Here is a 22,980-nt window from a genome sequence, read left to right on the forward strand (position 1 = left end):
TTAACGAAGCTAAAATACTATTTATTTTTAACTGTAATATTACCTGAATACTTAATATTTATTTCGATCATGTTATCATTTGATGTTGGATAATCAATCGAGTACCAATAATCTCCAGAAGGCAAAGAACTTCCGTTTTGTTTTCCGTCCCAAAAAAGCACATCATCGATTCCTTCTTTTTTCAAAATACTTTTTCCATAACGGTCAAACACCTGAAAACGAATCACTTTATCATTTACAAAATGCCCAATCGGTTGCCATACATCGTTGCGTCCGTCGCCGTTTGGTGAAATAAAATTGGGCAGATTCAATACATAAATATTCGAAACCGAAACGCCTCCACAACCGTTTTCTCTTACCCAAACGGTATAGTTCATGCCTTTTTGAATATTGCGAAACGTATTGCTAGATTGCCAATGCTCGCCATCCAACGAATACTCCAATTTTCCGCCATTGCCTTCGGCTACCACAGTCAGGTTTCCATTTTCGATGCTTATCGATTTTATTTTAGGTTCTGGATAAGTTTCGATTGTGAAATGATACGGATTCGATTTACAACCGCTTGCATTTTCTGCATATAAAGTATATCGGTCGGCTGGCAATTCGAATGCGCCGTTTTCTGGATCTATACGCACTCCAGCATCATCTTCTACGTAATAGGTAAAACTCGAATCCAAATCAGACAAATCGATGGTCAACAATTCACCAGCACAAACTTTAGGTAAATCGTCCAACGCCACAGTTGGCAAATCTACTTTGGTATAAGGCATGTACAAGGTTATGCTCCCACATTCTGCTGCTCGAGAAATTTCGAAAGCGATTTTTCCATTGTTCGCTGTCATTTCTTGGGCAATTTGCATCGCTGTTTTACTAAACTCAACATCCGGATGTTGCGTTTTGATATAGTCTAACCGTTCTTGTACCCAAGTTTCGGGTAGTTCGCCCTCACAAAATGTAATTGAATTTTGGTCTAAATATAGTTGAGTATTGGTAACCTCATCTGTGAATTGTGCAGCTTGTTTTATGGTAAATTCGCCCCCAATTTTACAAGTTGCATCGTTTGGATTTCTGATTTCGATCGGAATGCGAATTTCATCAGAACTAGAGAAATCTAAGGTTAAAACTTGTTTCGGAATAATGAATTCCTGTTTGTTGATATAAATTGTATAATTCAATACATTTTCCTCAATTTTCTCTTTCAGCCATTGGCTTGTTACCTCAAATTGGTTATCGCAACTGGCAATTTGGTCTGAAATCGCTATTTCAAAACCTGGTTTGTTCACCGAAATGATTTCAACCAGAACCTCATCCGACCAACATTTTTCGCCTGATTTTCGTACTTTAAAACGGATGGTTATTTCAGTATTCGGATTGACCGTTACAACAGGATTATCGATAAAAACATATTCATGATTCGCTTCGAAGATTGTATCCAAATGATTTTTCAAATCGCTTTCTGAAACATCAAATTCTTCTTCAGCAGCCAAACAAGTGGATTTCAATGGATTGATAATAGTTGGGATTACGACACTGCTCTCTACTAAGTCGAAAGTGAGGTTTACAGTGGTATTACAATATCCATCCAATTCGCCAACGACTTGTAATGTTCCTTGCTTTTTGGTCTGAATATACGCCAACAATCCGCTTTCTTCGATTTTTTTATCAGCATCGTCAAAAAACGTCAAAGTCGCTGTAGTTCCATCCAATATTGTTTCTATGGCTTGGTCTACATCACTTTGTGTCAACTCATTCAAACATTCTTGATGTAGTTTTGCCGAAACAAGCGCAATCGGATCGGTTTTGTTTACCGTAAACGTTTTACTTTCACTTTCGCAACTTTCATCTTTATTTACCATTTTCACTTGGAAAATGAAAGTCGGATTTGCTCCAAAATTTATCGGTTGCCCTGCGTTATATCCAGTAAGTTTTACCTGATATAGAGATGTATCTACCTTCAACAACTCTTCCAACTGCGTCATAGTCATTGCATCGCCTTCGCATTTATCAGCTTGAAATTTAGCCTCATCATCAAATTTCGGAATTGAATTCTCTAATTTTAAAGGAATCCAATCAGATTCGGCCGTACAAAATGTAGAAGAGCCTTTGTAGCGCAATTTCAACTTTACTTCACTTGGATTTGGAACATCGAAAGGTGTCGTCAAATCAATATTCCTTTCTCCATTGCCATCGTTGTAGGTCGCTTTTAAAATTTCAAAATTATCGAAATCTATATCAGTCAATACTGCAGCAAGAAATTGATTTTTATCGAAAGGCACCTTGGCTTTACAAGCTGTCAAAGTAGCATTGGGTTTCAGCTTATCATCGAATTCATAGCGAGGTGTAAACGTAAAATGCAAGTGGTATAAGTATTTCACAACGTCGTTATCGTCGCGTACAAATGCATACAAGGTTTGAGCGGTGGTCACCTCTGGTTCGGTATATTCGGTTGACTGATCGAAATCGGTAAAAATTTTGATGTTCTCGAAATTCGTTTCATCTTTGATCTGTTCGATGATCGTTGCGATCGAATACGGATCACCTTCACAATGAGTATTGTAAGTGATTTCTTTTTCTACAGCAGCATGTATTCTAATACTAAATGGATCTTGATCACTATTACCATAGACCGCAATTACAATGGTTTCACCTTTGCGCAACAATTCATCACCCATAAAAGCTTTTGCATAGCCGTTTCCATTATTATAAGTTTCACACCCATCAGATTCACCTTCCCTTAAACCTATTTTTTTCGACTCATCATGCTCTACGCTTCTATCCGCTGTTATCGTACTCGTTCCGTAAAAGACAGATTCTGGAGGTTCATCAACTTCTAACTTCCAAAGAATAAATTTAAAATCCGTTTTATCCGACTCTAAATCAAATGCAAAAGTCATATCAAAACCCGCTTTGAAAGAAAAATATTTATAAAATTTTGTTGGACCAAAACTACATGATGAAGCTGCCTGATAAGAAACTGTATATTGATCTAGTTGCAAATTGTTGAACTCAAAACCATTTTCCAGATGATGAATCGTAGGTTGATTTTGCCCAAAGGTACATATAGACCAAAAAAACATCCACCACAATAAAAATCTTCTCATATATTAAGTCTAAAATGAAAAATAGATAACGTAAATTTTACAATAATATTCTATTCTTCCAAAGAAAACCAAACATTTTGTTGGAATCAATTATCTTTGCAATCTGTAATTTTCAAGAACAAAATGGCGTCATTAGAACAAGAAATAAAAAAGCGTAAAACGTTTGGCATCATCGCCCACCCCGATGCGGGAAAAACGACACTCACCGAGAAACTCCTTCTTTTTGGTGGAGCGATACAAGAAGCCGGAGCCGTTAAAAGCAACAAAATAAAAAAAGGAGCGACCTCCGATTTTATGGAAATCGAGCGTCAGCGTGGAATTTCGGTAGCAACTTCGGTTTTAGCATTCGAATACAAAGGCAAGAAAATCAACATCCTCGACACGCCAGGCCACAAAGACTTTGCAGAGGATACGTATAGAACGCTCACCGCTGTAGATTCGGCAATTGTGGTGATCGATGTGGCAAAAGGAGTCGAAGAGCAAACCATAAAACTGGTAGAAGTTTGCCGTATGCGCAATATTCCATTGCTGGTTTTCATCAACAAAATGGACCGCGAGGGGAAAGATGCTTTTGATTTGATGGACGAAGTAGAACAAAATCTCGGTCTGAGGGTGACACCACTTTCTTGGCCCATTGGTATTGGTGCAACCTTCAAAGGGATTTATAACATTTGGGAGAAAAACATCAACTTGTTTTCTGGCGACAACAAACAAAAAATTGCAGATTCTATCCAAATCGACGATCTGAATTCACCCGAATTGGAAGAAATCATCGGGGAATCGTATGCCGAAAACCTACGCAACGAAATCGACCTCATCGATGGAGTTTATCCAGCATTCGACCATGAAGCGTACATGAATGGCGAGTTGCAACCGGTGTTTTTTGGTTCGGCGCTAAATAATTTTGGTGTTCGAGAGTTGCTCGATGCTTTCGTCGAAATCGCGCCAATGCCGCAACCCAAAGAAACAGATGTGCGAGAGGTAGACCCATTCGAAAATAAATTTTCTGGATTTGTATTCAAAATACACGCGAACATGGATCCCAAACATCGAGACCGTCTCGCTTTCGTGAAAATTGTTTCTGGGAAATTCGAACGCAACAAAAATTACTTGCACGTTCGCCTGGGCAAAAGTATGAAATTTGCTTCACCCAACGCATTCTTTGCAGACAAAAAAGAAATTGTAGACGAATCGTTTGCTGGCGATATTGTAGGTTTGCACGATACTGGAAATTTCAGAATAGGCGACACTCTTACCGAAGGAGAAAAATTCAATTTCAAAGGCGTTCCGTCTTTCTCACCAGAACATTTCCGCTACATCAACAACGCCGATCCAATGAAAGCAAAACAACTCGAAAAGGGAATCGATCAGTTGATGGACGAAGGAGTAGCTCAATTATTCACCTTAGAGATGAACAATCGTAAAGTAATCGGAACGGTGGGCGCTTTGCAATACGAAGTTATCCAATACCGATTAGAGCACGAATATGGAGCCAAAGCCAGCTATGAACCTTTTGCTGTACACAAGGCATGTTGGGTAGAAGTGGACAACGAAAAGTCGGAAGAATTTTTGGATTTCAAACGGGTGAAACAACGTTATTTGGCACGCGATAAATACGATCAGTTGGTATTTTTGGCAGATTCGGCTTTTACCATTCAGATGACACGAGAAAAATATCCGTCAGTCAAATTGCATTTTGTAAGTGAATTCTAATTTGGATTTTTGGGTTCGGATGATCCACTTCCATTAATAAAATAATACCACATGAAAAAAATAATCTTACCGATACTTTTGGCAAACAGCCTTTTCTTTACCGGATGCGCCGAGATGCAAACCATCGCCAACCAATTACCAAACGTATATGGAACCTCGGGGACGAATGTTGGCGGACTCAGCCAAACGACCATTGCTGCTGGATTGAAGGAAGCCTTGCATTTGGGAGTAGATCAAGGTATCGCAAAACTCGGACAAACCAATGGTTTTTACAATTCGCCACTTGCCAAAATTCTACTTCCCAAAGAATTGCAAGGAGTAGAACGCAGTTTGCGCAATTTAGGACTTGGCAGCCTTGTAGAGGAAGGTTTGAAATTATTGAATCGTGCCGCAGAAGACGCTGTACTCGAGGCGAAACCGATTTTTGTAAACGCCATTACGGGGATGACCATTCAAGATGCTGGCGGAATCCTTTTGGGTGGACAAAATGCGGCGACAAATTACCTTCAATCCAAAACGTCTCCTCAACTTTTCAGTGCTTTTCAACCGAAAGTACAGCATTCTTTAGAGAAAGTTGGAGCCCATCGCGTTTGGGAAAACATCATCACCAAATACAATACGATATCGACCAACAAAATAAATCCGGACCTTACTGCTTATGTTACCGAGCAGGCAATCACTGGTGTTTTTAGAATGGTTGCAGAAAAAGAAGCTGGAATCAGAGGCAATATTTCGCAACGCACTACTCCACTGCTCCAACAAGTTTTTGCATTACAAGATAATCGATAAGAAAAAAGGCTTCAAAATAGAAGCCTTTTTTTATCGTTTGATGATAACTTTATAATAATCGTTGATTTCATCTACGCAAACCAACTCCATCAAATCGGCATTTGGCGCAAATCTTTCTTTGATATGAGCAAATGCTTTTTCGACATCCAAACTCGGGTCGATGTTGATACCCGAAAAGCGGATGTTTTTCATATACACATAAAACTCGTAGTCGAAGTTTTCTTCGCCCAAATAAGTGTTGGCAACTTTCCCTTTCCATTTGATGTCGTAGGTTGCTAAATCTTCTGCATCAAAAGGTTTCAGAAAAGAAATATCGTGATTTGCACACGTATCATTGCCCAACATCGAAATACCAAATGCAAGCTCTTCTGGTTTTGCCAAATCTACCGGAAGTGGATCGACCAAAAACTCACGCATAGGCAATCGGTTGAAATCCAACTCGTGAGTGATATGGTTGAGATCTATTCCTTTATTTTTCCAATAGGTGCTCGACATGATGCACTGATTGTAATTGAACCAAAGCGATTTTTCGCTCTCTTGCTCAGACGGTTCATCAATCAGATTTACATCGTCAAAATATTCTTCTTCTTCGTCGTAATTATCAGACTCCAAATGCAAATCCATCCACAACTTCAATTGGCTGTCCAATCGCATACTCCAATTGAAATAGACAACCTTGTGTCCGTTGGGAAAAGGGCTGTTGGTAAAATATATTCTATTGTTTTCTTTGCTCATATAGTGGTTTTGATTAGCTAAAAAGGCAATCAATCTTCTCGATTGCAATACGAGTCAAATTTAAAAGAAAAAGGCAAAACGACTGTAGTTTTTATAAAATTTCTTTTGGAAGTTTTCAATGATTTAATTTTGAATTCATTTAATTAAAACTTGATCAACACAAACCTACCATTTTTTGACACCTGAAATTACAATTTTCGTTCGAATGATGCACGTTTATGAAAAAAACGGAACTAAAAAACTTTCTGCTCCGTTTTCATTATCAAACTGATTTTTTTTATAAAGTTTCTTCCAACCATTTGTAGAATTCTTTATGCCAGATGAGAGAATTCTGCGCTTTGAGCACCCAATGGTTTTCGTCAGGAAAATAAATGAAACGGCTTTTGATTCCTTTCAATTGCAAAACCTGAAACGCTTCTTGCCCTTGCCCCATCGGCACTCGGTAATCATTTCCTCCAACAAAAATCAGCATTGGAGTATTCCATTTGTTCACCATTTCAGCTGCACTTGGGTCGAATTTGGTGTAGGTTTTTTGGGCGGCTTTGTTGTCCATTTCCCACCAAGCACCACCGGCGTCCCAATTGGTAAAGAACAATTCTTCGGTGTTGCCGTACATCGATTTCAGGTTGAAAACACCGTTGTGCGAAATGAAAGTTTTGAATCTTCCCTCATGAATTCCTGCCAAATAAAACACCGAATATCCGCCGTAACTCGCTCCGATAGCTCCCAAGCGATTTTCGTCTACATAAGCCTCTTTTGCGATGTCGTCTATCGCTGCTAAATAATCTTGCATCACTTGTCCGCCCCAATCTTTAGAGATTTGCTCGTTCCACTCAACGCCGTGCCCTGGCATTCCGCGACGATTAGGCGCAACCACAATATAGCCGTTTGCCGCCATCAACTGAAAATTCCATCGTGTAGAATAAAATTGAGATAAAGCCGATTGTGGTCCTCCTTGGCAATACAACAGAGCAGGATATTTTTTGTTTTTATCGAAGTTGGGTGGATAGATTACCCAAACGACCATGTCTTTTCCGTCTGTGGTTTTTACGATTCTTTTTTCGATGTTCGACTTCTCGATCGAATTGTATAAGGCTGCATTTTCGTTGGTCAATTGTTTGAGTTTTCCGTTTTTTAGGTCTACTGCAAACAATTCTGCCGCATGATTCATATCGGTACGAGTGACAATTGCCGTGTTGCCCACGATTTCGTTTACGGATGCTATATCGAATTGCCCATCGGTAATTTGGTTGACGATGGGAAGGTTTTTGGTTTTGAAATTCACTCCAACTTCAAATAATTGAACGGTTCCACCAACCGGAGCATTGAAATAGATTTTTGTTCCGTCTTCGCTCCATTTGTATCCCAAAACTGTTCCGTCCCAATGTTTGGTAAGATTCAGTTCGACAGCTCCAGAGCGGACAATCAAATCATTTTTATCTGCTTCATAACCGTCACGAGCCATCGACAAGAAGGCAAAATCACCTTTGGTAGAAAAACCTGGTGCGGTATCATAGCCCATTTTTCCTTCGGTAAGATTTCTTGTTTGTTGGGTTGCTACATCGTATTCGTAGATGTCGGTATTAGTGCTAAGGGCATAATCTGTTCCGAATTTCTTTTTAGACACATAGATTACTTTTTTGCCATCGGGTGACCAAATCGACTCGGATACGCTGAAGGGTTCGTCTTGCAAAATGTCTATTTTTTGTCCGTTTTTCGAGACGAATGCGTGATCGAATTCTCCGTTATTCCAGGAGTCCCAATGACGATAATTGAGTTCGTTGTAAATCTGAACGTTGGATGCTTTATAAGCCGGATAATAATCTTCGCCAGAAACTTTCTGAAGTTTTACTTTCTCGGTTTCTAAACTATAATTTGTTTTTGCCGCAAGATTTTGGTCTGTAATCAAGCTTTTATAATCCGTTACCAAAACAGGTTTTCCACCAGCAATTGGCATTGCAAAATATTGCTTGTCGTCTTGTTGGGTTTCGATGTTGGGAGTGGCTACGCTATAAACAATTTGTTTTTTGTCTTTGGTAAGTCCGACCGAACTCACCTTTTTCACTTGCCAGAGTTTTTCTGGAGTCATTACATTTTGTGCCATAACAAACGAGGTCATACTGAATGTCCATAACAATACTGATTTCTTGAACATGTTCCTTAATTTTTGCCCTAAAATACTAGTTATTTTTCAATCAGAGAAATCAACTGAGGCTCTCTTTTTTACCTCATCAAAAAAAAATCAAATCAATTACTGAATGAGTTAAAGCAGCTCAACTGAAAAATTTTCGTGATTTTTTTGGGTAGAAAGCAAGGGCATTCGCTCATTAAAACTTTATATTCGTAACATCAAAAACTTATTCGATAATGAGCACAGATTTTTATAAAAAACTTTTAGACAATAATAAAAAATGGGTGGAAGAGAAATTGAAACTCGACAAAGATTTCTTCTCCAAACTGGCCAATGGTCAGCAACCACCAGTTATGTGGATTGGTTGTGCCGACAGTCGCGTGCCTGCAAACGAGATCATTGGTGCCCAAGCGGGCGAGGTTTTTGTTCACCGTAACATTGCCAATATGGTGGTGCATACCGATATGAATATGTTGTCTGTATTGGATTATGCCGTGAATGTGTTGCAAGTTTCACACATTATTGTTTGTGGGCATTATGGCTGTGGCGGTGTAAAAGCAGCGATGAGTAATCTTTCGGTAGGATTGATTGACAATTGGTTACGCCATATAAAAGATGCATACCGATTCAATAAACGCGAATTGAATGAAATTGAGGATGAAGACGAACGATTTGATCGTTTTGTAGAAATCAATGTGAAAGAGCAAGTTTATAATCTCGCCAAAACTTTTATCGTGCAAAACGCCTGGAGAAACAACCAAGAATTGAATATTCACGGTTGGGTTTACGGGGTAGGTAATGGTGTGGTGAAAGATTTGGAAATCAGTATGGACAGTATTGATGATTTGTTTTCGGTTTATCAATATTTGAAATGATTTTTAAAAAAATTTAAACAAAAAAAAGAGAGCCGAAAGCTCTCTTTTTTATAATGATGGTACTAAATAATTTAGTAAGATTCTTCAGAAAATATTTTAGCACTCAAAAACTCACGATTCATACGAGCGATATTGTCTAATGAGATGCCTTTCGGACATTCGATTTCGCAAGCACCTGTATTACTACAGTTACCAAAACCTTCTGCGTCCATTTGAGCGACCATTTTCTGAGCACGTTTAGACGCCTCTACTCTACCCTGTGGCAACAAAGCGAACTGAGAAACTTTTGCGCCCACAAACAACATAGCAGAACCGTTTTTACAAGCTGCTACGCAAGCTCCACAACCGATACAAGTCGCCGCATCGAATGCGTCGTCTGCATCTGCTTTGGGTACCGGAATTGTATTGGCATCGATTGTACGCCCAGAGGTGTTGATCGAAATATACCCTCCAGCTTGTTGAATTCGGTCGAATGACGAACGATCCACAATCAAATCTTTGATTACAGGGAAGGCAGTCGATCTCCATGGTTCGATATAAATGGTGTCGCCGTCTTTGAAAGATCGCATGTGCAACTGACAAGTGGTAGTTCCGTAATCTGGACCATGTGGGCGACCATTGATGTACAAAGAACACATACCGCAAATACCCTCACGACAATCGTGGTCAAAAGCAACGGGTTCTTTATTTTCTTCGATGAGTTGCTCATTCAACAAATCCAACATTTCTAAGAAAGAACTATCGGTAGAAACGCCATTGAGCTGATAAGTTTCCATGCTACCTTTTGCGTTGGAATTCTTCTGACGCCAAATTTTTAAGGTAATATTTATATTTTTAGATGATGCCATTTTCTAATGTATTTTGACATTTGATGAATCGGATTCAAAAAATGTGATTATTTGTAACTACGTGTTTTTAATTCTACGAATTGATAATTCAAATCTTCTTTATGCAACACTTCTTGGTTGATGTCTTCCCCTTTGTATTCCCAAGCGGCAACGTAAGCAAAGTTTTCATCATCGCGAACTGCTTCTCCTTCTTCTGATTGATATTCTTCGCGGAAGTGTCCTCCACAAGATTCGTTTCTGTGCAACGCATCGATTGCCATCAATTGACCCAATTCTAAGAAGTCGGCTACACGACCAGCTTTTTCTAATTCAGGATTCAACTCATCAATCGTTCCAGGTACTTTTACATCTTGCCAAAACTCTTTACGCAAGGCTTCGATTTCGCGGATGGCTTCTTGTAATCCTTGGGCATTACGTGCCATTCCTACTTTGTTCCACATGATCAGCCCTAAGCGTTTGTGGAAATGATCTACAGATTTTGTTCCTTTATTGTTCACAAAGAAATTCAAGCGATCTCTCACCGATTTTTCGGCTTCGTCGAACTCTGGTGTATTGGTCGGAATTTTCCCTGTACGGATATCATCTGCCAAATAATCTGCAACCGTGTAAGGTAAAACGAAATATCCATCTGCCAAACCTTGCATCAATGCAGAAGCTCCGAGACGATTGGCTCCGTGGTCTGAAAAGTTGGCTTCACCCGCCACAAAACATCCTTTGATTGTTGACATCAAATTGTAATCTACCCAAACTCCACCCATGGTGTAGTGAATTGCTGGATAGATATGCATTGGTTGCTCGTACGGATTTTCGTCTGTAATTTTTTGATACATTTGGAAAAGGTTACCATACTTCTCTTCTAACCATTTTTTACCCAATACTTCTACCTCTGCATCCGATGGGTTGTGATTACCGTTGGCAAAAGCTACTTCTTTACCACGTTTGATAATTTCTGAAGAGAAATCTAAGTAAACTCCTTCTCCTGTTTCGTTGGCCTCGATACCATAACCTGCATCACAACGTTCTTTTGCTGCACGAGACGCCACGTCACGAGGTACCAAGTTACCAAACGCAGGGTATCTTCGCTCTAAATAGTAATCTCTATCTTCTTCTTTGATGTCTGCTGCTTTTTTCTTACCAGCGCGTATTGCTTCTGCATCTTCTTTCTTCTTCGGAACCCAAATACGTCCTGAATTTCGAAGCGATTCTGACATCAAGGTTAATTTTGACTGATTTGTTCCGTGGATTGGAATACAAGTTGGGTGAATTTGTACATAACAAGGATTTGCAAAATAGGCTCCTTTTTTATGAATCTTCCACGCTGCTGTAACGTTTGATCCCATTGCATTAGACGACAAGAAATAAACGTTTCCGTACCCACCTGTCGCGATAATTACAGCATGAGCAGAATGACGCTCGATTTCACCTGTAATCATGTTACGAGCTATGATACCGCGAGCTTTGCCGTCTACAATAACCAAATCCAACATCTCGTGACGATTGTACATCTCGATATGCCCTAAATGGATTTGATGGTTCATCGCAGAATATGCTCCCAACAACAACTGTTGCCCCGTTTGACCTTTTGCATAGAACGTACGAGAAACTTGCACTCCACCGAACGAACGGTTGTCTAAATATCCTCCGTAATCACGTGCAAAAGGAACACCTTGTGCCACACATTGGTCGATGATATTTCCCGATACTTCTGCCAAACGGTGAACGTTGGATTCGCGCGCACGGTAGTCACCTCCTTTTATGGTATCGTAAAACAGACGATAGATAGAATCGTTGTCTCCTTTGTAATTTTTAGCGGCATTCACCCCACCTTGTGCAGCAATTGAGTGTGCACGACGCGGCGAGTCTTGATAGCAAAATGCTTTTACTTTGTATCCCAATTCTGCAAAAGTCGCTGCAGCAGAACCACCTGCAAGTCCAGTACCAACTACAATGATTTCAATTTTATCACGGTTGTTTGGTGCTACCAATCTCAAATTAGCTTTATGTCTTTCCCACTGTGTTGCAATGTCTCCAGTAGGTATTTTTGAATTTAATGTACTCATTTTCTTTTAACAATTATTGTGTAACAAAATGGTAAATTGCGATAATAGCGAATCCGACAGGGATTACTATCGAATATATTTTACCGATCGTTTGGATCACTGGTGTGTATTTCTTATGACGAGCTCCAACTGATTGAAACGCTGATTGGAAACCATGTGACAAGTGCAAACCTAATAACACGAATGCTACCACATAAATAATCACTCGCCAAATATCTGCAAACTTAGCGTGTAACTCTCCCCAATAGCGTGTTGCATCTTCTGGTTGAACGTTCACGTATTTTACATTCATCTCATGAACCCAAAAATCGTACATGTGCAATCCTAAGAAAAACAAAATTACCAAACCAGAGATAATCATGTTTCTAGAGGTCCAACTAGAGTTTGCACTACGTTGGTTGTAGGCATACTTTACCGGACGAGCTTTGTTGTTTTGGACTTCCAAAACCATACCCATCACAAAGTGGAAAATGACTGCAAAACCTAATATCGGTTGCATCAGAAATTGAATAATTGGGTTATATCCCATGAAATGAGATACCTCATTGAACATCTGAGGACTTAGTACAGAAAGTAAATTAATGGTGAAATGTTGCAAAAGGAAAATCAGCAGGAATAATGCCGATAACGCCATCGCAAACTTCTTTCCGATTGAAGATTTGAATAATGATTTAGATGCCATAAAGCAATACGTTTAATTTTTTTTAAGAAATTTTACATACAAATTTATTAAAGTAGTTGGTCTCTTCACAATGAATAATATCATTTTGAAGAAATCTGCATTAGTTTAGAACGATTCTTTATAACATATCTTTAACATTATGCTTTTTATTAGAAAAAAAATTAACCTATTTCAGAAAACAGCCTATCCAGACTGAGTTCGTAAAATAGTTTTGGGGAAACGCCTTTCTTGCCTTGCATAGGTTGATTTACAAATTTTTTACCTATTTTGCGTTGAGCAACACGGAGAGGTGTTATCAAAAGAGCGTGTTAAGCACTAAATTAACCTTTTCGTCCAATTTATTCGCCACTACGCCAATGCGTTTCTCGTTGAGCCAGGTGTTAAAATAAACAGCTTATTTAAATTTAAAACGTTAAAGTTTTTTGTACATTGCAGTGAATTTCAACTTTTATTAACACAAATACCCTTATACATAAAACATTATTACTTTTTATTATTACTGGTTTTTATCCCTGTGAGTTTAGTTTTTGCTAGGTATGAAAAGCTACTATGTGGTTGTAAAAAACAACCACTCTATTGAACCCTTATCCAGAATAACAAATTCTGATGGTACTTTGAAATTAACTTTTTCCGAACAGTCATTGGAAAATTTATTTAATAACAAGATTATTTATAAACATGAAAAAGCATTTCCTGAGTCACAAAACCTAAGATTAAAAAATACTTATTATATACGTACAAATAGTACAGTATCAAAAACTGATTTAGCTAGCTTATCAAATGTTGAATTTGTTGAAGAAATTAATTTAAATGAAGGAGGACTTTTATTTGAACCTAATGATTATTTTTTTTTGAAATAGGCACAGTAAAAAATCAAAGTATCCTTGATTTAATTTGAGCTCCTTTAGCGTGGGAGGTAACACCAGGTGATCCTAATATTGTTATTGGAATTGTTGAAACAGGAGTAAACCCCCAACATCCTGACTTAAGTACAGAAGTTCTTCAGCATTTAGGCAACACTACATTGAACACCAGCAGTACACAAACAACGATTAGTTTAAATAATTACCAATCCGGACATTATATCGTTACTCTTGTTTGTGATGGACAAATCGTAAATTCTAAAAACCTAATTAAAAACTAAGCATGATGAGACTTTTTACAATAATAACTTTTTTGAGTGTTGGGCTTTTTGCAAAAGCCCAACAAACCGAACTAATCGAAAACACATGGTATCTAGAAAAATTAGTTTTAAATGGAGAGGAGTTTCTTGCACCAAATAATGAAGAAGTGTCTAAAACCATATTCTTATGTCAAGAATGCGAATCTGAAACTAATGTAGTTTTTTTTTACTTCTGTTTGTACTGAAGTTCTCTTAAATGGTTCCATCGATGATAATATACTTACCTTGCAATCAGGTTTCGTTGATGGAGAATGTAGTCTTGCTGAAACTATTAATTTTGAAGGATATTATCTTGATAACTTTTTCAATGTTGGAATTTTTGATGAATTTTATGACTACGAGTATGAAATTCACTCAATAGATAATGGATTACAGCTAACTTTCACTAATGTAGATGGTAATAAATCATATTATAAAAATCATCATTTATCAATACAAGAATTCAATGTCGTAAATAAAAACTTTCTAACAACTATTCAAGGTGATTGGCTATATGTGAAAATTATCAATTCTACATTCAATCCAAAGGCAATTTCTATATATGATTTGGTAGGAAGATCAATTCTAGGCTCAAAAATCATTAATGAAAAGGTTTTTGTTGGTCAAATTCCGAACGCTATTTACATGGGGCAAATTGAAGATATCAATGGGAATTTTTATAATAAAAAAATCGTAAAAAATTAATAAAAAATATTTCGAGCTTAAAGATATTCAATATACAGCCTGAAATATTAAATCATTACCGTCGGGTTAATAACCAAATACTTTCCGAATTATTGACATTTTTTTCAATCAAAATTTGGTATTTTAAATACTTATTCTATATTTGCAATGCGATTAAGCAATGGCTTTTTCATAGGTTTAAGTTGGTTAGGGAATCCCTTTGTGTTCAAACAGAGGGATTCTTATTTTTATGGATGATATATAATTAGATAATCACTACTTTTACATTTCAATTCAACAAGGCTAATCGTTTGAAATCAAAAGAAAAAATATTTTCTGAATCTGTCGAACAAAACCAAGGCATCATACACAAGGTCTGCCGCATCTATACAGATGATCAAGAGTCTCATGAAGATTTATTTCAAGAGATTGTGTTACAACTTTGGAAATCGTTCGACTCGTTCAAAGGCGATTCGAAGTTGAGCACTTGGATGTATCGCGTTGGGCTGAATACAGCCATCACCTATATCCGCAAAAAATCTAAAAACAATTTTACATCTTTAGAAGACCATCACCACCAACATCTCGCCAACGAATCGAACGAAGAGAATAAAGAAAGGCTCGATTTGTTGTACTTGGCAATAAAATATCTGAATGACGTGGAACGAGCGTTGGTATTGCTGTACCTAGAAGATTCTAGTTACAAAGAAATAGCCGAAACACTTGGGATAACCGAGGTAAATGCTCGGGTAAAAATGAATCGTGTAAAAACAAAACTAAAAGAAATCATGACACAATTGTCGTAAAAAGATATGGAATTAGATGATTTGAAGAAAAGTTGGCAAGAAGCCAACACCGCTACTATTTATGACTCGGCTTCTATTTTCAGGATGCTGAAAACCAAGTCGACCTCGATAGCCAAAGCGCTGTTTTATTTCACTGTTTTTGAATTTTTATTGGTCATAGGCTTTTTTGTCTATTCTATATTATTAGGCAATCAATCGATCGAAAAAGTAACCCTACAATACATCGACCCCAAAACGCTCAAAACCTTCGAAAAGTCTTCCATTGTTGGAATCGTTCTCACCCTGATTTTCATGGTGCTTTCTTACCGATATTATAAAAAAATACGTTTCGATAGTACGACCAAAGAATTGATTTCGAGCATCATAACCTTCAGAAAAGTAATCAACCTTTTCATCCTTTTTACCGTGCTTTTGCTGGTCATCACCAGTGCGCCCATGTACTACGAACTGGGCAAAGGCATTTATCTGAGTAAGCATTCGAACGAAATAAACTCTTCTAACCAAGCAGAAATCTATGGTTATGTAGCTGTTGCGATTGCAGTTTTCTTTATCTTGATCTTTGCCATGCTCTATTATAGCATCTTGTATTTTGCATTCTTAAAAAAATTGATGAAAAATTTGAAAGAATTAAAAGAAGTCGAGTAACTTTGCCCCATGTCCAAAATTGTAAAGAAATACCTTGCTTTCCTTTTTCTTTTTGTTGCCCTTGTGGTAGCAACTGGGCAGACTGTTCATATTCTAGACCATGTGCATCAGAAGCAATCGGTAGAACAAAACGAACTGAACAAACACCAAACGCATTGCGATTTGTGTTATTTGGTTGCGCAAACGATTTCTTCTGCAGGTGATGACTTGGTGGTCATACCAGCGATGATATCTTCTCGTTGGATGAAGATAGAAAAACCTTATATATTTTTTAGTTCTAATTCGTATCATCATTACAATAATCTACGTGCACCACCTTTTGTAAGTTAATTTCAAACTATTTATTCAGTTTTATTAATTTACAATTTCATATTAGCATGAAAATCACCAAAATTTCACTATTTGTACTGACCTTTTTTTTCAGTCAAATGAATTGGGCACAAGATGTTTTTAGAGGACAAGTGGTCGATGAACACAACAATCCAATTTCTCATTTAAATTTTCTGATCAATCAACAAACCGTTTCGACCGATGAGCAGGGCTATTTCGAAGTTCCGCATCAAGAGGCACATCGTTACGAAATCATCATTGATGAGTATGGGTACGAATTGTTCACCCAAAGAGTTGATGCTAATCATCAAAAACAATTCAAAATCGTATTGAAAAATCAGCTGTACGAATTGGACGAAGTGGAGATAAATGCCCATCTGCACGATTTTTATACTGCCAATACCACCCAGGTAAACCAGGAGTATATCAATCAAAACTATGCAGGATCGTTGGCAAAATCGCTCGAAAATTTACCCGGAGTTTCAGCAATGGGCATTGGTTCGGCGAGCTCAAAGCCTATCATACGAGGTTTGGGATTCAATCGATTGGTGGTTGCAGAAAACGGGGTGAAACAAGAAGGACAACAATGGGGCGTCGATCATGGTTTGGAAATTGATCCGCTCAATGTAGAACAGGTAGAAGTGGTGAAAGGTGCAGGTGCTCTGCAATATGGTAACGAAGCCATCGCGGGCGTGATTGTCCTCAAAAACAATAAAATTCCGACCAAAAATACAAGCCATACCCAAATCAATACGCTGTACCAAAGTGTAAACGACAATTATTTGGCTGGCGTTTCTCATTTTACACGTTGGAATAATTTTTTCTACAAACTGAAAGCCTCTTATAGCGATTATGCAGATTATAGAACAACATCGGACCGTTTCAAATATTTGGATCGAGTTTTTAGAATAGAAGACAAACGGGTAAAAAATACCGCAGGTCAAGACCTGAACACAGCGGTGCAATTGGGCTATACAGACCAGAGATTTTCCACGATTCTCAATGTGAGCAATTTTTACCAAAAAGCTGGATTTTTTGCAGGAGCTCATGGCATTCCGCTGGCATCTAATCTGTTGAGCGACGGCGATTATAGAAATATCGATTTGCCTTACCAGAAAGTGAATCATCTGAAAGTGATTTCGGAAAATGAATATAAATTCTCTGCCGATCAAATACTGAAATTCAGTGCATCTTATCAGAACAATTTGAGGCAAGAATGGAGCGTTTTTCATACTCATTATCCAGAACAGCCCATACCAGAATACAATCCAAATTTGGAGATGGAGTTCAATTTATCGACCTACGATGCACAGTTGAGTTTTGATTGGAGGCACAACGAAAAATTCAAAACTATTATAGGAATTCAGGCACAAAACCAGCTGAATACCATAGATGGTTACAATTTTCTGTTGCCAAAATACCAACGCAATCTCTATGGTGCTTATTTGATAGAAGAAATCAGAGCGCACAAGAATCTAAAACTTTCTGCAGGTATACGTTATGATTTTGGTAAGATAAAAACAGAGGGTTTCTACGATAATTATCTGTATCAATACCTCATAAAAAACGGTTACGATGCGTCTACAGCCGCAACATATGCACTTAGAAGTGAAGAAATAAGCAAAGAATATCAGACCATCAACGGGGTGATTGGAGCCAGTTTACATGCAGGAAGATATTGGGATTTTGCCCTCAATATCGGGACCAACTATCGCCTACCAACCGCTATAGAGCTAGGAGCCAACGGCATACACCACGGATCTTTTCGGCACGAGCAAGGTAATAGCGATTTGGACCCCGAGCGTGGATTTTCTACCGATTTGAAAATCAATTTTCATCCGCGTACGTGGAATATTAGTGTGAGTCCGTACGTTTACTATTTTTCCAATTATATTTTCTTGAAACCTTCGGGTACTTTTTCAATTTTACCGCATTCCGGACAAATTTATCAGTACACCCAATCAGAAGCCTTGATAAGTGGTGTGGAAATTGAAGTAGAAAAAACTATGGCAGAACGCCTGAAACTTTCTGCTGTATACGAATACATTTTCAATAAGCAGTTGGGTATTGACAAGAGCAAACGTTATCCTTTGCCTTTTACCCCAGCAAATAATATTTTTGGAGAAGTAAAATATCAGTTGACAAACGAAGAGAAAAAAATAGAAAATTGGCATATATTTGTCAACGCAAAATATGCTTTTGAGCAAAACAGAACCGCCCAAAACGAAGAACTAACAGCTGCTTATTTTCTGTTGGGTGCAGGAACAAAAACCAATATTCATCTGAATAATTTCGAAGCGATAATTGGTATTCAGGCGAATAATATTTTGAACAAGAAATACTTTAACCACACGAGTTTTTACCGCCTGATAGAATTGCCAGAACAAGGTAGAAATATACAAGTTTCAGTAAGTATTCCGTTTTAATCTATAGATGCAAATAATTTATAAAAAATACAGCTTATTGTTTTTCATCGTGCTGCTTTTGTCGGTGCCGATGAACAATTATTTGCATATTCTTCAGCATCAGCAAAGCGTTCATAAAGATTTTCCTCCTCATCAATGTTCGGATTTTATCCATTTCAATGTTTATTTAGAACCGGATAATTTTGAACCACAATTATCGTTATGGACAAGTTTTGCAGATAGTCCACACGAACCATGGTATTCCTTTGGTTTGGTGGTACAGAAGATCATGCACAAAAGCTATGTTCGAGGACCGCCCAAAGCAATGAGTTCACAAATCCAACCTTCAACTACTTGAAAAACAGATTATTAAATCAAACAGAAAAAAAATTAACAAATTAAAAATCTTTAAAAAATCATTCATATGAAAAGCAATATTTTAAAATACAGTTTAGTAAGTTTATTCGCAATCAGTGCATTCTCTTGTTCTAGCGATGACGATACCTTGGATCAGACAAAACCTACCATTGTGATTACTACGCCAAAAAAAGATCAGCACATTCATGTAGGTGAAATGATCGAAGTAGATGCTGTAATTGCAGACGATAGAGACCTGGCATCGTACAAAATAGACATCCACTATGCTGGTGACGGTCATACACACGATCACCTTGTAGCAGAAAAGCCATGGACGTACAACTATAGCCAAGATGTAAAAGGAGTTTTACACAACATCAAAAAAACGATAGAAGTTCCTCATGGCATCCAAGATGGTCAATATCATTTTGGTATCATCGCAATTGATAAAGCTGGTAACGAAAAGAAAACCTATATTGAAATAGAAATTGCAGACCACGACCACGGTCACGTGAAATAATCATTGCTAAATCAAAGAAAACCGTCTCTTAAAAACCATTTTTTGAGGCGGTTTTTTTATGAAAAAATATTTTGAAATACTCCAAAAAAAGACTAATATTATCGTTTGATAAACACCAAAGCCATGAGGATATTTTTGTACTTTTTGCCTCTGTTGTATTTCTTGTTTATTTCTTGTTCGACAGAAAAAAGAAGTCAAACTTTCGAAGAAGAAGAAATGGAAGAACTTCATACCATAGGCGATTCTTTGGCGAATAAAGCCCAATTGGTTTTGCTAAAAAAACTGACGTCGGCAATAGAAAAAAATGGAACAGCATACGCCATAAGCTTTTGCAACACTAAGGCTATTGCGTTGAACGATTCGCTTTCGGATGCCTATCAAGTGAAAATCAGCCGGATTACAGATCAACCCAGAAATATAGACAATCTTATCCATAGCTATTTAGACAAGCAGATGTATGAAAGCTTTAGAGACAACCCAAAACTCTACGATACCATTACCCAAAACAACCACACTTATGTCTATTACAAAAGAATAAATATGGCGCTGCCCACCTGCATCAGATGCCATGGCGTGGTAGGTGAAGACATCCATCATTCGACCCAAAAAACACTCCGCACATATTATCCGCAAGATCAAGCAACAGGTTATAAACTGAACGATTATAGAGCGTTGTGGAAAATAGAATTTGAAAAGAAATTTTAAATGACAAAATTTTTTTTCAGGTTTAAAAAAAATTACAAACAAACCTCATGTAACGAAATAATTTTCAAGGAATAAATATGAGCACCTTTGCAGGCTAAACACCTTTAATCTGAAAATTATTTATACAAGTTTGATGACTTTTCTGATTGGTTCGGGAGTTGCATTGGGGCAAGGAAAAGAAAACTAAGGAAAATTCTATGTTTATTGGGGTTGGAATCATGCACAGTACAGCAAGTCTGACCTAAGATTTGTGGGTGAAAATTACGATTTTACCCTACACCATGTGGCTGCACATGATCGGCAAACGTCTTTCGGGTTGAAATATTTCAATCCGTCCAAAATGACCATTCTGCAATATAATTTCCGTTTGGGTTATTTTTTTCACGATAATTGGAATATTTCTTTCGGTATCGACCATATGAAATAGGTAATGAATCAGGATCAATGGGTGAAGATGAATGGATACATCCGCAATGGTTCATCTTTCTATGGGGATTATGATAATGTACAAAAACAACTGACCAAAGATTTCTTAACGTTTGAACATACCGACGGACTGAATTATGTAAATTTGGAAGTCAGAAGATTCGACAATTTGTTGTATTTTCCAATTTCTAAAAACAAAAAAGGCATAGCTGTAAACCTCACCGAAGAATTCGGTGCAGGTTTTTTGTATCCGAAAACCAATACTCAATTGATGCGGTAAGAACGCTACGATGAGTTTCATTTGTCAGGTTTTGGTACAGTGCTGATGGTGGCAATAAACTTTACATTTGGGATTATTTCTTTATACAATCTGAAATGAAGGGAGGATAAATTCACCTGAAAGACATCAGAACAACAGCCAACAAAAACGACAAAGCAAAACAATCGATTTGGTATTCGCAACAACATATTGTTTTTTTGGCGCTGTGATACCAGTTTTCAAACCAAAAAATCAGGAATAAATCCTGATTAAGTAGCTTATTTTCATGCTGACACAATTGCTTGTTGGCGAATTGTCATCACAAAACGGAAAGCAAACCGATCATAACAAAAGATGCCCGATGATTCTCATCGGGCATCTTTTTATTAATTAAAAAATCAGAATTAGAATGGATATTCATAAATCTTAGATTCATGGAAATATGGATGTCCTTTAGCTTCTAAGTTCAATTTAGACACTGCAGACATTACGATAAACATAAACAATCCTGCAAATGCTACCAAAGCACCGATCTCCATCAGACCAAAATTGTGGAATGGTCCAACTGCTGCTGGCATTATTTGATTATAGAAATCCCAATAATGTCCAAACACAATTAAGATTGCCATAACGAACACGATATTGTATCGACGTTTCATGCTAGAGCTGATCAATACCAAGAATGGCAACAACAAGTTAGCAGCTAGCATCCAATAATACAATGGATATTGCATATTGCGTTGTTGGAAGTATTGTACCTCTTCTGGAACGTTGGCATACCATTGTAACATGAACTGGCAGAACCATAAGTATGACCATAATAATGAGAAACCAAACATGAATTTCGTAAGATCGTGCAAATGGTTATCGTTGAACAATGGTAACGCTCCTTTTCTTTTTAAGTAAATCGAAATAATAGTGATGATCGAAACTGCTGAAACCAAGTGGCTCACCATTCCGTACCACATAAACAATGAAGAGAACCAGTGTGGATCTAATGACATAATGAAGTCCCACGCATACGCTGCAGAGCAAATAGCGAAAGTTACAATACCCAACACGGCTTTGGTATAGAGTTTATTGTAATAAGTGATATCACCTTGGTGTTCATCCAACAAGCGAGTAGCTTTTTTGATGATGAATACAAACATCGACAACAATGCTAAATAGAGCAAACAACGGATAGTCCAAAATGGGATGTTTAACCAAAGTTTCGCTTTGTTTGCGATGTAGATATCGTATTGAGGATCAGCTGGATCAATCAATTCTGGAACCATCCAGTGAAACAAGTGATTCATATGCATTGCAGACAAAACAACAAAAATTCCTAATATTACTGATCCAATTGGCAGGTAAGAGGCAACTCCTTCCATTACACGGGTAACTACCATAGACCAACCTGCTTGACCAACAAATTGTACACATAGGAAAAATAATGCTGTTGCAGCGATACCAAATGCGAAATACGCTGGCACATAAAAAGCAGCCCATGGTCTATTGCTTAGAAGGTTTCCCAAGTGTTCCATATGAGCATTGTGATCAGGATTGAGTTCAACAAACTGATCGCTCACATAATCTCCATAAAAATGAGAAGGATTAGCATGCATCAACTCGGTAATATACGCTGCTGAGTCTGCTGTATTTCCTTTAAAAACAAAGAATCCAATGGCATATAATACAATCCCCACACCTAGCATGATGAGTGAGGTCATTTTTAATCTATTGGAAAATGTATATTGCATGATTT

General features: G+C 37.7%; 20 protein-coding genes. 13 read left to right on the forward strand and 7 right to left on the reverse strand.

What is annotated here, in order from left to right; all coding sequences use genetic code 11:
* Positions 1-17: 17 nt before the first annotated feature.
* A complete protein-coding gene (locus BN8061_RS00100) occupies positions 18-3,101 on the reverse strand; it encodes a T9SS type B sorting domain-containing protein (RefSeq protein WP_094745805.1) in 3,084 nt (1,027 codons plus the stop codon).
* 123 nt (positions 3,102-3,224) lie between these two features.
* On the opposite strand from BN8061_RS00100, the gene BN8061_RS00105 reads away from it, so the two are divergent.
* Entirely contained in the window at positions 3,225-4,814 is a 1,590-nt protein-coding gene (locus BN8061_RS00105) for a peptide chain release factor 3 (RefSeq protein ID WP_068595530.1), read from the forward strand.
* A gap of 51 nt (positions 4,815-4,865) precedes the next feature.
* Positions 4,866-5,603: a DUF4197 domain-containing protein gene (locus BN8061_RS00110; RefSeq protein WP_068595127.1), complete on the forward strand. Its 738-nt coding sequence runs from the start codon at positions 4,866-4,868 to the stop codon at positions 5,601-5,603.
* 30 nt (positions 5,604-5,633) lie between these two features.
* Here the strand turns inward: BN8061_RS00110 and BN8061_RS00115 are convergent, their stop codons facing one another.
* Both BN8061_RS00115 and BN8061_RS00120 read right to left on the reverse strand, forming a co-directional pair.
* Positions 5,634-6,338, reverse strand: a complete 705-nt coding sequence (locus BN8061_RS00115; protein ID WP_068595532.1) for a hypothetical protein — start codon at positions 6,336-6,338, stop codon at positions 5,634-5,636.
* A 277-nt stretch (positions 6,339-6,615) separates the two neighbouring features.
* The gene (locus tag BN8061_RS00120; protein WP_068595129.1) at positions 6,616-8,493 is read right to left on the reverse strand and encodes a S9 family peptidase; all 1,878 of its coding nucleotides are present in this window, start codon (positions 8,491-8,493) and stop codon (positions 6,616-6,618) included.
* 212 nt (positions 8,494-8,705) lie between these two features.
* Between BN8061_RS00120 and can the strand changes: the two genes are divergently transcribed.
* On the forward strand, positions 8,706-9,344 hold the full coding sequence (gene can / locus BN8061_RS00125) for a carbonate dehydratase (protein WP_068595131.1): 639 nt from the start codon (positions 8,706-8,708) through the stop codon (positions 9,342-9,344).
* Between the two features lie 71 nt (positions 9,345-9,415).
* Here the strand turns inward: can and BN8061_RS00130 are convergent, their stop codons facing one another.
* Genes BN8061_RS00130 through BN8061_RS00140 form a run of 3 tightly spaced genes read right to left on the reverse strand, consistent with a single transcriptional unit; the run spans position 9,416 to position 12,934 of the window.
* A complete protein-coding gene (locus tag BN8061_RS00130) occupies positions 9,416-10,192 on the reverse strand; it encodes a succinate dehydrogenase/fumarate reductase iron-sulfur subunit (protein WP_068595134.1) in 777 nt (258 codons plus the stop codon).
* Between the two features lie 47 nt (positions 10,193-10,239).
* Positions 10,240-12,252, reverse strand: a complete 2,013-nt coding sequence (locus tag BN8061_RS00135; protein ID WP_068595136.1) for a fumarate reductase/succinate dehydrogenase flavoprotein subunit — start codon at positions 12,250-12,252, stop codon at positions 10,240-10,242.
* A gap of 13 nt (positions 12,253-12,265) precedes the next feature.
* Positions 12,266-12,934: a succinate dehydrogenase cytochrome b subunit gene (locus tag BN8061_RS00140; RefSeq protein WP_068595139.1), complete on the reverse strand. Its 669-nt coding sequence runs from the start codon at positions 12,932-12,934 to the stop codon at positions 12,266-12,268.
* A 536-nt stretch (positions 12,935-13,470) separates the two neighbouring features.
* Here BN8061_RS00140 and BN8061_RS00145 point away from each other — a divergent pair.
* The 10 genes from BN8061_RS00145 to BN8061_RS12085 all read left to right on the forward strand — a co-directional run bounded on the left by BN8061_RS00145 (position 13,471) and on the right by BN8061_RS12085 (position 21,254).
* A complete protein-coding gene (locus BN8061_RS00145) occupies positions 13,471-13,794 on the forward strand; it encodes a hypothetical protein (RefSeq protein ID WP_068595141.1) in 324 nt (107 codons plus the stop codon).
* A gap of 548 nt (positions 13,795-14,342) precedes the next feature.
* Positions 14,343-14,801 (forward strand): hypothetical protein, encoded by a 459-nt coding sequence (locus tag BN8061_RS00155; RefSeq protein ID WP_068595145.1) that lies wholly within the window; start codon positions 14,343-14,345, stop codon positions 14,799-14,801.
* Between the two features lie 290 nt (positions 14,802-15,091).
* Positions 15,092-15,586 (forward strand): RNA polymerase sigma factor, encoded by a 495-nt coding sequence (locus tag BN8061_RS00160; RefSeq protein ID WP_068595147.1) that lies wholly within the window; start codon positions 15,092-15,094, stop codon positions 15,584-15,586.
* Positions 15,587-15,592: 6 nt separating this feature from the next.
* Positions 15,593-16,231, forward strand: coding sequence for a hypothetical protein (locus BN8061_RS00165; RefSeq protein WP_068595149.1), 639 nt, complete (start codon positions 15,593-15,595; stop codon positions 16,229-16,231).
* Between the two features lie 9 nt (positions 16,232-16,240).
* Positions 16,241-16,561: a hypothetical protein gene (locus BN8061_RS00170; protein WP_068595151.1), complete on the forward strand. Its 321-nt coding sequence runs from the start codon at positions 16,241-16,243 to the stop codon at positions 16,559-16,561.
* Between the two features lie 47 nt (positions 16,562-16,608).
* The gene (locus BN8061_RS00175) at positions 16,609-18,987 is read left to right on the forward strand and encodes a TonB-dependent receptor (RefSeq protein ID WP_068595153.1); all 2,379 of its coding nucleotides are present in this window, start codon (positions 16,609-16,611) and stop codon (positions 18,985-18,987) included.
* A 7-nt stretch (positions 18,988-18,994) separates the two neighbouring features.
* Positions 18,995-19,324 (forward strand): hypothetical protein, encoded by a 330-nt coding sequence (locus BN8061_RS00180; RefSeq protein WP_068595154.1) that lies wholly within the window; start codon positions 18,995-18,997, stop codon positions 19,322-19,324.
* A gap of 66 nt (positions 19,325-19,390) precedes the next feature.
* Positions 19,391-19,843: a DUF4625 domain-containing protein gene (locus BN8061_RS00185; RefSeq protein WP_068595156.1), complete on the forward strand. Its 453-nt coding sequence runs from the start codon at positions 19,391-19,393 to the stop codon at positions 19,841-19,843.
* Between the two features lie 123 nt (positions 19,844-19,966).
* Positions 19,967-20,548 carry a c-type heme family protein gene (locus BN8061_RS00190; RefSeq protein ID WP_154662225.1) on the forward strand — a complete coding sequence of 194 codons (582 nt, stop codon included), beginning with the start codon at positions 19,967-19,969 and terminating at the stop codon, positions 20,546-20,548.
* Positions 20,549-20,978: 430 nt separating this feature from the next.
* The gene (locus BN8061_RS12085; RefSeq protein WP_235802654.1) at positions 20,979-21,254 is read left to right on the forward strand and encodes a hypothetical protein; all 276 of its coding nucleotides are present in this window, start codon (positions 20,979-20,981) and stop codon (positions 21,252-21,254) included.
* Between the two features lie 383 nt (positions 21,255-21,637).
* Here the strand turns inward: BN8061_RS12085 and BN8061_RS00200 are convergent, their stop codons facing one another.
* Entirely contained in the window at positions 21,638-22,975 is a 1,338-nt protein-coding gene (locus tag BN8061_RS00200) for a hypothetical protein (protein ID WP_068595161.1), read from the reverse strand.
* Positions 22,976-22,980 lie beyond the last annotated feature (5 nt).

It is taken from the genome of Vaginella massiliensis (genome assembly GCF_900089075.1).
GTDB classification, from domain to species: Bacteria; Bacteroidota; Bacteroidia; order Flavobacteriales; family Weeksellaceae; genus Weeksella; species Weeksella massiliensis_A.

Excerpts from the sequence above, each read along its gene's own strand:
- BN8061_RS00105 (WP_068595530.1), top strand. The coding sequence starts at position 3,225 with ATGGCGTCATTAGAACAAGAAATAAAAAAGCGTAAAACGTTTGGCATC.
- BN8061_RS00140 (WP_068595139.1), bottom strand. The coding sequence starts at position 12,934 with ATGGCATCTAAATCATTATTCAAATCTTCAATCGGAAAGAAGTTTGCG.
- BN8061_RS00120 (WP_068595129.1), bottom strand. The coding sequence starts at position 8,493 with ATGTTCAAGAAATCAGTATTGTTATGGACATTCAGTATGACCTCGTTT.
- BN8061_RS00180 (WP_068595154.1), top strand. The coding sequence starts at position 18,995 with ATGCAAATAATTTATAAAAAATACAGCTTATTGTTTTTCATCGTGCTG.
- can (WP_068595131.1), top strand. The coding sequence starts at position 8,706 with ATGAGCACAGATTTTTATAAAAAACTTTTAGACAATAATAAAAAATGG.
- BN8061_RS00190 (WP_154662225.1), top strand. The coding sequence starts at position 19,967 with ATGAGGATATTTTTGTACTTTTTGCCTCTGTTGTATTTCTTGTTTATT.
- BN8061_RS00110 (WP_068595127.1), top strand. The coding sequence starts at position 4,866 with ATGAAAAAAATAATCTTACCGATACTTTTGGCAAACAGCCTTTTCTTT.
- BN8061_RS00145 (WP_068595141.1), top strand. The coding sequence starts at position 13,471 with ATGAAAAGCTACTATGTGGTTGTAAAAAACAACCACTCTATTGAACCC.
- BN8061_RS00165 (WP_068595149.1), top strand. The coding sequence starts at position 15,593 with ATGGAATTAGATGATTTGAAGAAAAGTTGGCAAGAAGCCAACACCGCT.
- BN8061_RS00130 (WP_068595134.1), bottom strand. The coding sequence starts at position 10,192 with ATGGCATCATCTAAAAATATAAATATTACCTTAAAAATTTGGCGTCAG.
- BN8061_RS00170 (WP_068595151.1), top strand. The coding sequence starts at position 16,241 with ATGTCCAAAATTGTAAAGAAATACCTTGCTTTCCTTTTTCTTTTTGTT.
- BN8061_RS12085 (WP_235802654.1), top strand. The coding sequence starts at position 20,979 with ATGAATCAGGATCAATGGGTGAAGATGAATGGATACATCCGCAATGGT.
- BN8061_RS00175 (WP_068595153.1), top strand. The coding sequence starts at position 16,609 with ATGAAAATCACCAAAATTTCACTATTTGTACTGACCTTTTTTTTCAGT.
- BN8061_RS00115 (WP_068595532.1), bottom strand. The coding sequence starts at position 6,338 with ATGAGCAAAGAAAACAATAGAATATATTTTACCAACAGCCCTTTTCCC.
- BN8061_RS00185 (WP_068595156.1), top strand. The coding sequence starts at position 19,391 with ATGAAAAGCAATATTTTAAAATACAGTTTAGTAAGTTTATTCGCAATC.
- BN8061_RS00200 (WP_068595161.1), bottom strand. The coding sequence starts at position 22,975 with ATGCAATATACATTTTCCAATAGATTAAAAATGACCTCACTCATCATG.
- BN8061_RS00100 (WP_094745805.1), bottom strand. The coding sequence starts at position 3,101 with ATGAGAAGATTTTTATTGTGGTGGATGTTTTTTTGGTCTATATGTACC.
- BN8061_RS00135 (WP_068595136.1), bottom strand. The coding sequence starts at position 12,252 with ATGAGTACATTAAATTCAAAAATACCTACTGGAGACATTGCAACACAG.